This window comes from Bradyrhizobium sp. PRIMUS42, from assembly GCF_023006515.1.
Lineage (GTDB): Bacteria > Pseudomonadota > Alphaproteobacteria > Rhizobiales > Xanthobacteraceae > Bradyrhizobium.
This window is the reverse complement of sequence record NZ_JALBGZ010000698.1, coordinates 1-3,245: the sequence shown is the minus strand read 5'-3', so window position 1 is coordinate 3,245 and position 3,245 is coordinate 1. Positions and strand designations below refer to the sequence as shown.

Sequence of the window (3,245 nt, the reverse complement as noted above, 5' to 3'; positions counted from 1 at the left end):
GCCGCGCGATCGCGAGGCCAAGGCCGGTGCCGCCGAACCGCCGCGCGATGCTGTCGTCCGCCTGCACGAAATCCTCGAAGATCCGCTCGTGCATGTCGGGGGCGATGCCGATGCCGGTGTCGCGAACGATGATGCTCAGCAGGATATGGTCGTCATGCCGCTCGGCGACCGCGTTCACGGCGATTCCGCCCGATGGCGTGAACTTGATGGCGTTGCCGATCAGATTGAGCAGGATGCGATTGAGCCTGACAGGATCGCCGTGCACCGAGGCTTGGACCGACGCATCGCAGGCGAGGTCGAAGGTCAGTCCCTTGCCGAAGGCCTGGGGGCGCATCAGTTCGGCGGCCGCGTCGATGAGCTGGTCGAGGCGGAAATTGCGCGGCTCAAGGGTTTCGGTGCTGCCCTCCAGGCGGGCATATTCCAGCACTGCATCGACCAGTGCGATCAGCGTTTCGCCCGACGCCGCGGCGGTCGCGAGGTGGCGCCGCTGCGCTTCACTCAGGTTGCCGTCGTCGAGCAATTGGAGCACACCCATCAAGCCGTTCAGCGGCGTGCGCAGCTCGTGGCTGACGACGGCGAGGAAGCGCGATTTGGTCTCATTGGCTTGCACGGCAGCGTTGCGCGCGCGCTCGGCGGCATCGTGCTCGGCAAGGGCGTGATCGCGCGCCTTCTCCAGCTCGGAGGTGCGCTCGATCACCTTGCGTTCGAGCGTCGCGTAGGAGTCGCGCAGATGCGCCGCCATCCGGTTGAACTGGTCGCCGAGCGCTTCCAGTTCGTCGCCGGTCCTGATCGCGAGCCGCAGGCCGAGATCGCCGCTGCCGATCCGCCGCGCGCCCTGCGTCAGGAGCTGGATCGGTCCCGTCATGCGCCGGCTGAGAAAGAGAGAGACCAGCACCGCACCGACCAAGAGCACGACGAGGAGAAAGGTCGAACGGCCGATCGATGCGTAGATCGGCGCGTAGGCCTCGGTGAGCGGCAGCTCGACGAACACCAGCCAGCCGAGCGAGGGGACCGTCGCATAGGTCGAGAGCACGCGTTGACCCGTCAGATCCTCCTTGACCAGTCCGCCTGCCGCCGGCCCCACGCCGTCGAGCGCGGCGCGGACGTCCGCATGGCCGGAGAGATCGCTACGCTGAAGCGCCCGCCACGGATCGGGATGCGCGATCAAGACCCCCATGCGATCGACCACGTAGGCCTTGCCGGTGTTGCCGACCCTGATCCCGGCGACGAGGTCCCAGATGAAGCGCAGATTGACGTCGGCGACGATCACGTCGGGATGGCGGCCTATGCCGCGCGTGGCAAGCGTCATGTACGGCTCGGTGTCGCCCAAGAAATAAACCGGTCCATAATAGGCCCGGCTTTCATTCGCGCCGCGGAAGGCGGGGGAAGCGGAGAGGTCGACGTTGCTGCCGACCTTGTCGGCGACGCGGCGCGACACGCGCACCCGCTCGCGCCCTCGCGGGTCGATCTCGGCGATCTCCGCGATCGCCGGCGAGAGACGCAGGAGACGGATCGCGTTCAGGCGCTCGTCTTCGTTGGTCGACAGCTCCGGCGGCAGGCGCGAGAGCCATCTGATCTGGTTTTCGATCTGGCCGACGAACTGGCCGATCTGGATCGCGGCGGACGCTGCCTGTTCGCGCTGCGTTGCCGCCAGAAGCTGCTTCTGCTCGCGATAGGAGAACCAGACGTCGAAGCCGGTGTTGATGGCGAGGGCGGCAAAGGCGAGGGCGACGATCGAGTAGAGATATTTGCGGAATAGCCGGCCGGGAGGCGTCCGCAATGGTCCCTGGTCGACCGTCTCGTTCACTCGCGGATCTCGTCGGCGCGCGCGAGCAGCGTGAACGGAATGGTCAATCCCAGTGTGCGAGCGACCGTGCGGTTGATCAGGAGCTCGTATTTGCGCGGCGACTGCACCGGAAGATCACCTGCCTTGGTGCCGCGCAGAATGAGATCGACGTAATCGGCCGAGCGCACCTCCAACGTCGCCCCGTAGCTCATCAACCCGCCCGCATCCATGAAATAATAGAACGGGTAGATCGTGGGCACGCGATATTTGTCCGCCGCCGCAACGACCGTCTGTCGGTTGACGACGAGGAAGCTGTCGACCAGGGCAATCATGGCCGCCTTGGGTGGTTCGGCGAAGCGCCCAACGGCTGCGTCGATGTCCGCAAGCGTGTTGACGGGCGCAGGGACGACAGCCACGCCGGATTCGGCCGCTTGCTGCTCGATCGAATCGAGGAAGAAGCGTCCCGCCCGAGGCGCGCTTGTGGGGTTGAACAGCACGCCCACGCGGGCGATATCCGGCACGGCCTCCCGGATGAGTTGAAGCCATTTGCCGCCCATATCGGCGGTGCTGTTGGTGAAGCCGGTGACGTTGCCGCCGGGATGGGCAAGACTTTCGACGAAGCCATTGCCGACCGGATCGTTGGCGGTCGCGAACACGATCGGAATCGTCTTGGTGGCGGCAAGGACCGCCGTGGTTTCGATCGTCGACCCCGTCAGGATCACGTCCGGCTTGAGGTCCAGCAACTCCTGAATGGCCGCCTTCAGCCTCTCCGGTGGGCCGAAGCTCGAACGAAGCTCGAGGCGGAAGTTGACGCCTTCGACCCAGCCGCGCTGTCTCAAGCCGGCGACGAGGCCGCCGAGGCGCGAGGTCGGACTGTCGATCATGCTCCGCCTTGTCAGTTCGTCGTCGAGCCGCAATGCGGTCAAGGAAGCGACGATCCGCATGCGATCCGACGTTGCGCCGAGCGCCGTCCATCCTGCGGTGGTTGCGCCCACAAGGCGAATGAAGCCGCGGCGATCGACCGCGAAAGCGGAACGCCGTTCGGTCATGGATTTCTTTGCATGATGGCTTGCCCCAGCTCGGATGCTTAGCGCGAACGGCCGGTGTCCACAATTGATCAAAAAATGCGCTTGTGAATGTTCATTCGCAGCGTTTGGCAGCCCGATACCGTATTCCTACGCTGCCAAAGAGTCGCTGTTTCGCGTGTTGTCTGCTCCGTGCCGCCTTGTAACGCCTTGTGGCGTTGCAGCATTTTCCGTCCCGGTTGCGACGACGGCTCGGGGAAGCCATTTCGCAGCTGCCGATTTTTGAAGCGTTGTTTCAAGTTGTTTTCGAAGGTTTTCGATGCGCAAAATCTATCTCATTCCGGCCGTCGTCGGCCTGTTCACCTCCGTTGCAGCCGGGCCGCTCGCGGCCCAGGGCGCCGTGCCGAAGCAGAAGCCGGCACCGGCACCCAGAG

2 protein-coding genes are annotated in these 3,245 nt (G+C 64.9%); both read right to left on the bottom strand.

The genetic code is table 11. The annotated features are described in order from the left end of the window. The coding region (locus MOV75_RS32075; RefSeq protein WP_247007325.1) for a hybrid sensor histidine kinase/response regulator at positions 1 to 1,807 on the bottom strand (1,807 nt) is incomplete at its 3' end. Continuing rightward, complete coding sequence (locus MOV75_RS32070) at positions 1,804 to 2,835, bottom strand: ABC transporter substrate-binding protein (RefSeq protein ID WP_246931437.1); 1,032 nt, start codon at positions 2,833 to 2,835, stop codon at positions 1,804 to 1,806. The genes MOV75_RS32075 and MOV75_RS32070, both read right to left, overlap by 4 nt. Positions 2,836 to 3,245 lie beyond the last annotated feature (410 nt).

Coding starts and splice junctions, on each gene's coding strand:
- MOV75_RS32070 (WP_246931437.1), bottom strand. CDS start 2,835: ATGACCGAACGGCGTTCCGCTTTCGCGGTCGATCGCCGCGGCTTCATT.